Annotated in this window: 3 protein-coding genes and 1 pseudogene; all 4 read left to right on the top strand. The window is 63.1% G+C overall.

Annotated features, from left to right (window positions below; all coding sequences use genetic code 11):
• On the top strand, positions 1-2031 hold a 2031-nt coding region (locus tag RFM52_RS32510; protein ID WP_320327899.1), incomplete at its 5' end, for an alkaline phosphatase family protein.
• Between the two features lie 13 nt (positions 2032-2044).
• A complete protein-coding gene (locus RFM52_RS32505; protein ID WP_320294481.1) occupies positions 2045-4204 on the top strand; it encodes a type I secretion system permease/ATPase in 2160 nt (719 codons plus the stop codon).
• Positions 4179-5609, top strand: coding sequence for an HlyD family type I secretion periplasmic adaptor subunit (locus RFM52_RS32500; protein ID WP_320294480.1), 1431 nt, complete (start codon positions 4179-4181; stop codon positions 5607-5609). The genes RFM52_RS32505 and RFM52_RS32500 overlap by 26 nt, the downstream gene beginning before the upstream one ends.
• A gap of 175 nt (positions 5610-5784) precedes the next feature.
• A pseudogene (locus RFM52_RS32495) lies at positions 5785-5999 on the top strand (glutamine--fructose-6-phosphate transaminase (isomerizing)); the annotation flags it as partial.

The following is a 5999-nucleotide window of genomic DNA, read 5'->3' as shown; positions in this document are numbered from 1 at the left end:
CTGACGGCGCGGGATACGGATCTCGCGGGAAATGTCGGGATCAGCGCGCCCGTCACATACACCTACCAGGGAGTGCCGCAGGGAGCCCCCGACCACGTCGTGGTCGTGATGGAAGAAAATCACAGCTACTCGGAAATCATCGGCAACTCCGCCGCGCCATACATCAACTCGCTCGCCAGTCAAGGTACGCTCTTCACCAACTACTACGCGGTCTCCCACCCAAGCGAGCCAAACTATTTCGCGATTTTCTCCGGCTCAACCCAAGGTATCACAACGGACGGCAGCTTCTTCTTTCCGACAACGCCAACGCTAGCGGGGGAACTGGCGCAGGCCGGCGACCGCTTTGTCGGCTACGCGGAATCCCCTCCAGATCAGGATCACGATCCCTGGGCGAGCTTTGGCGACTCACAGAATACGGGCCAGGATTTCAGCCAGTTTCCAACCGATTTCAGCACGTTGCCGACGGTTTCGTTCGTCGCCCCCAACATCAACGACGACATGCATACCGGTACCATCGCGCAGGGCGATCAGTGGCTCAGTTCGCACCTCAGCGCCTATGCCAACTGGGCGACCACCCATAACAGCATTCTCGTCGTCGCCTTCGACGAGGACGACGGCACGAGTAACAATCACGTCGCGACGCTCGTCTTCGGCGCCGGCGTGGGCGCGGGACAGAACAGCCAGCTCTTCGATCACTACTCGCTCCTGCACACGATCGAAAATATGTATAATTTGCCCGCGCTGGGTTCGACCGGAACGGCGCCTATCATGACCTTCGCTCCGGTGAGCGCCGCGCCGCCGATCGCCTCGATCGCGACATCCGGCACGGGCATTACCAATGGCACCGGCGACCTGAACGCCGGCAAGATCGTCACGCTGACCGTGAACTTCAGCGCGGCGGTGACGGTCAACACAACGGGCGGCTCGCCGCAACTCCTGCTCAACGATGGTGGAATTGCGACCTACAGCGGTGGGTCAGGCACGACCGCTTTGACATTCAGCTATACCGTGGCCTCCGGTCAGAACACCTCAGATCTGACGGTTTCCTCGTTCAGTTTGAACGGGTCGACCATCACAGATCCCGCGACCAACAACGCCAATCTGGCAGGCGCCACCAACTACAATCCAGCCGGGACGCTGCAGATCGACACCACGGTGCCGACAATCGCCATCAACACGATCGCCGGCAACAACAACGTCAATGCCCTGGAAGCACTGACCGGATTCGCCATCAGCGGCACCTCGACCAATGTCGAGAACGGCCAGGTGGTCACGGTCAACATCGTCAACAGCCAGAACGTCGTCGTCGACAGCTACACGACCAGCGATCAGAACAATGCATGGTCGATGAGTGTGACGAGCGCACAGGCACAGGCACTGGCCGACGGGGCCTACACGGTGACCGCGGATGTGGCGGACAAGGCTGGCAATCTTGCCCCGCTTGCCACCAGGGCCCTGATCGTCGACGAAGACAATACACCGGAGGCGCCGATCCTGACGATCGCCAACACGGCTCTGACCGTCCAGGCACGTAGCTCGGTGGCGCTCGGCATTACCGCAACCCCGGTCGATTCCGACGACAGCGTCACCTTGAAAATCGCGGGATTGCCCAGCTACGAGACGATCTCGGCGCCGAGCGGTTACCACGTCAGCAAAGCACTGCAATTGAACGGCACCTACACCTGGACGATCACCGAGACCTCGTCCACGGTGGGCAAGCCGATCTCGGGGCTGACGCTGGCATCCTCCTATAAGGGCACGAACCATCCCGTCGCCACGCTGACGGTCACCGCGAGCAATTCGACGGCTGGCGAAACGGCGAGCGCGCCGTCAAGGACGATGACTGTCACCGATCCTCCGGCGACCACAACCAACCCGACATCGAACCTGCTTGCGCTGTTCAACCAGTATGCTGCCTGGGGTTTCCATGACAGCCGCGCCAACGCCGGTGAGATCGCCCCGGCGTGGTCCCAGCATGGCGGCAACGATGTCTTGGCGATGCTGACGACACCTGGACATTTCGGGCACTGAGGGGGTTCCGGGCATGGCATTCGGAAGCCCTCAGATCGGGCAGGAAGACGATCAGGGGCTTGGTTCTCTGGTCATGCTCCTTCAGTTGAACGGCGTCGCGGCTGAAGGCCCGCAGATACGTCATCGATTCGGCCAGGCGCGCATCGGCACGACCGAAATGCTGCGCTGCGCCAAGGATTTCGGTCTCAAGGCGCGCAGCATAAGAAGCGCCTGGCCGCGCCTCGGCCACACGCCGCTGCCAGCCATAGCGTCGCTCAGGGATGGCGGCTTCCTGCTGCTCGGCAAGGCCGGGGACAACCAAGTCCTCGTCCAGCGTCCCCATGCGCCACGCCCGGAGGCGCTGTCGCGCGCCGAATTCGAAGATATCTGGGACGGGCGCCTGATCCTGATGGCGCGCCGCGCTTCGCTGTCCGACCTGTCGCGGCACTTCGGCATCAGCTGGTTTCTCGGCGCTATCTGGAAATATCGCCATCTGCTGGGCGAAGTCCTCGTTGCATCCCTCTTCCTGCAGATATTCGCTCTTATCAGCCCACTCTTCTTTCAGGTCGTGATCGACAAGGTGCTGGTGCACCGCGGGCTGAGCACGCTGGAGATCCTCACCCTAGGGCTCGTGGCGATCGCGGTCTTCGAGGCAATCCTCGGCGGACTACGCACGTACCTGTTCGCCCATACGACCAACCGCATCGACGTCGAGCTCGGCGCGCGCCTCTACCGCCATCTGATGGCGTTGCCGTTGGCCTATTTCCAGGCGAGGCGTGCGGGAGACTCGATCGCCCGCGTGCGCGAGTTGGAGAATATCCGCAACTTCCTCACCAGCTCGGCGCTGACGCTGGTCGTCGACCTCGCCTTCACTGTCATCTTCCTCGGCGTGATGGTCCTCTACTCCCCGCTCCTGACCCTGGTCGTGCTCGGCGCCTTTCCCGTCTATATCGGCGTGTCGGCGGGCGCGACGCCGCTCTTCCGCAGGCGGCTCGACGAGAAGTTCAGGTGCGGCGCTGAAAATCAGGCTCTGCTGGTGGAGAGCGTCACCGGGGTCGAGACACTGAAGGCGCTGGCGGTCGAACCGCAGATGCAGCGCCGCTGGGAAGAACAGCTTGCCGCCTATGTAAGCGCCAGCTTCAGCGTGCTCAGCCTCGGCAACATGGCGAGCCAGGCCATCCAGCTCGCAAGCAAGATCGTCACCGCTGCCACCCTGTTCTTCGGCGCCAAGCTCGTCATCGACGGCAACCTGACGGTCGGCGAGCTTGTGGCGTTCAACATGCTTGCGAGTCGCGTGAGCGCGCCAGTTCTGCGCCTCGCGCAGATCTGGCAGGATTTCCATCAGGCGCGTCTCTCTGTCGAGCGGCTCGGCGATATCCTCAACACGCAGCCAGAGCCGTCGTTCAGCTCGGGCCGCGCCGCGCTGCCGCCGATCCACGGCGAGATCACCTTCGAGCATGTAAGCTTCCGCTACCGCGTCGACGGCCCGCAGGTACTGCACGATGTCAGCTTTCAATTTCCGCCCGGCCAGATCGTAGGGCTCGTCGGCGCTTCCGGCTCAGGCAAGAGCACGATCGCCAAACTCATCCAGCGCCTCTACGTGCCAGAGAACGGACGCGTGCTGGCCGACGGCGTCGATCTCGCCATGGTCGATACCGCCTGGCTGCGCCGGCAGGTGGGCGTGGTGTTGCAGGAGGATGTGCTCTTCAACCGCTCGGTGCGCGACAACATCGCGCTCGCCGATCCGGCGATGCCGATGAAGGACGTCATCGCCGCGGCCGAACTCGCCGGGGCCAACGAATTCATCCTCGAGTTGCCGGAAGGTTACGACACTGTGATCGGCGAACGTGGCTGCTCGCTCTCGGGCGGCCAGCGTCAGCGCATCGCCATTGCCCGCGCCCTCATTGGCGATCCGCGCATCCTCATCTTCGACGAAGCGACGAGCGCGCTCGACTATGAGAGCGAGCGCATCATCCAGAACAACATGCGGGGCATGGCCGATCGGCGCACCGTCATCATCATCGCGCACCGCCTGTCGATGGTGCGCGATGCCGACCGTATCATCACCATCGATCGCGGCCGCATCGTTGAGGACGGCACGCATGCCGACCTGATGCGCTCGAACGGTCGTTACGCCAACCTCCATCACCTGCAAGCGGGTCAAGCCAATGGCGGCCGCCGGAAACATCGTTGAATTTCCCGCCCGGCGCGTACGCCGCCGCGACTATGAGACCGCGTTCCTGCCCGCGGCGCTCGAGGTCATGGAGACGCCACCCTCGCCCGTCGGCCGCGCCATCGGCGCGACCATCATTGCCTTTTTCTGCCTGGCGGCCGCCTGGGCGACCGTCGGTCAAGTCGACATCGTCGCGACCGCTCCCGGCAGGATCGTGCCCAACGACCGCGTCAAGGTCGTCCAACCGTTCGAGACAGGTGTCGTACGCGCCATCCGCGTGCGCGACGGGGCCCCGGTGAAGGCTGGCGACGTTCTGATCGAGCTCGACCCGACAATCAGCGCGGCCGAGACCGACCACATCAAGAGCGATCTCGTCGCGGCCGAGCTCGAGGTGGCGCGGTTGCGGGCGGCGCTTTCGGGTCATGCCAATCCCCTCGACGATTTCATCGCCCCCGCCGATGCAAGCCAGGCCTTGATCGATACGCAGCGTCGCTTCCTTACCATGCAAACGGCCGAGCAAGACGCCAAGGTCGCCGAGATCGCGCGCCAGCTCGCCGAGAAGGAGGCGGAAGGCGAGACAATCGCCGCCACCATAGACAAGCTGCAGGCGGTTCTCCCGCCGCTCCAGGAACGGGCCAATGTGAGCAAGAACCTTTACAACAAGGGTCTCGCGTCCAAGATTACCTATCTCACCGACTTGCAGGACCTGATCAGCCAGCAGCACGATCTCCCGGTCCTGGAGAGCCGCCAGGGCGAGGTCAAAGCGGCTATCTCGGTCTTGAAGGAGACTCGCGCAAGAGCCGAGGCCGAATACCGTCGCTCGCTTTTCGATGATCTGGCAAAGGCAGAACAAAAAGCGGCAGGTCTCGCCCAGGACATGATCAAGGCAGAGCACAGGGCGAAGATGCAAACCCTGACTGCCCCGGTCGACGGCGTCGTGCAGCAGCTTTCCGTGCATACGATCGGAGGCGTCGTCACGCCAGCGCAGGCACTCGCGGTCGTGGTGCCGGCCGATGCCGCCCTCGAGATCGAGGCAATGGTGTCGAACAGCGATGTCGGTTTCATATCCGCGGGCCAGGACGCAGCGATCAAGGTCGATACCTTCAATTTCACGCGGTACGGGCTTCTGCACGGCCGTGTGCTCGGCGTCTCGCGTGATACCGTTACGAATGACAGGCGTGGTGACGCCGTGCGGGACTCCTCGTCGAGCGCGGAGAGTTCGATCCCCGAGAAGAAGGACCAGGGGCCTGCTTACCTGGCGCGCGTCTCGCTGGACCGCACGCAGATGCAGATCGAGGGCCGGTCCGCCGATCTCTCGCCCGGCATGTCGGTCACGGTCGAAATCAAGACCGGTTCGCGCCGCATCATCAGCTATTTGCTTTCGCCGCTGCTCCGCTACAGGCAGGAAGTCTTGCATGAGAGGTGAGATGGTTTGCTGTGTCGACTCGGCTGGCCGCTGAAATGCGACGACGCGGTGTTTTATGCCTGGGTGCGATTAATCAGGTGGGCTCGTTCAAATGAACGATCAACCCGCAGATAATGAGGGGTAGTCTGGCTTTCGCGGCATCAGGGATAGTTCGGCCGGGATTCGGAGGCTGGACATGTGCGGAATCGTTGGAATTGTCGGCCATTCGCAGGCCGCGCCACTTCTCGTCCATGCGCTGAAGCGGCTCGAATACCGCGGCTACGACTCGGCCGGCATCGCGACGGTCGACAAGGGTGAGCTTGGCCGCCGCCGCGCCGAAGGCAAGCTCATCAACCTTGAACGCCGGCTGAAGGAAGAGCCGCTCGACGGCACGATCGGCATCGGTCACAC

The sequence above is a fragment of the Mesorhizobium humile genome (assembly GCF_033977215.1).
In the GTDB taxonomy this organism is placed as follows: Bacteria; Pseudomonadota; Alphaproteobacteria; order Rhizobiales; family Rhizobiaceae; genus Mesorhizobium; species Mesorhizobium humile.
This window is presented reverse-complemented; position numbering and strand designations above follow the sequence as displayed.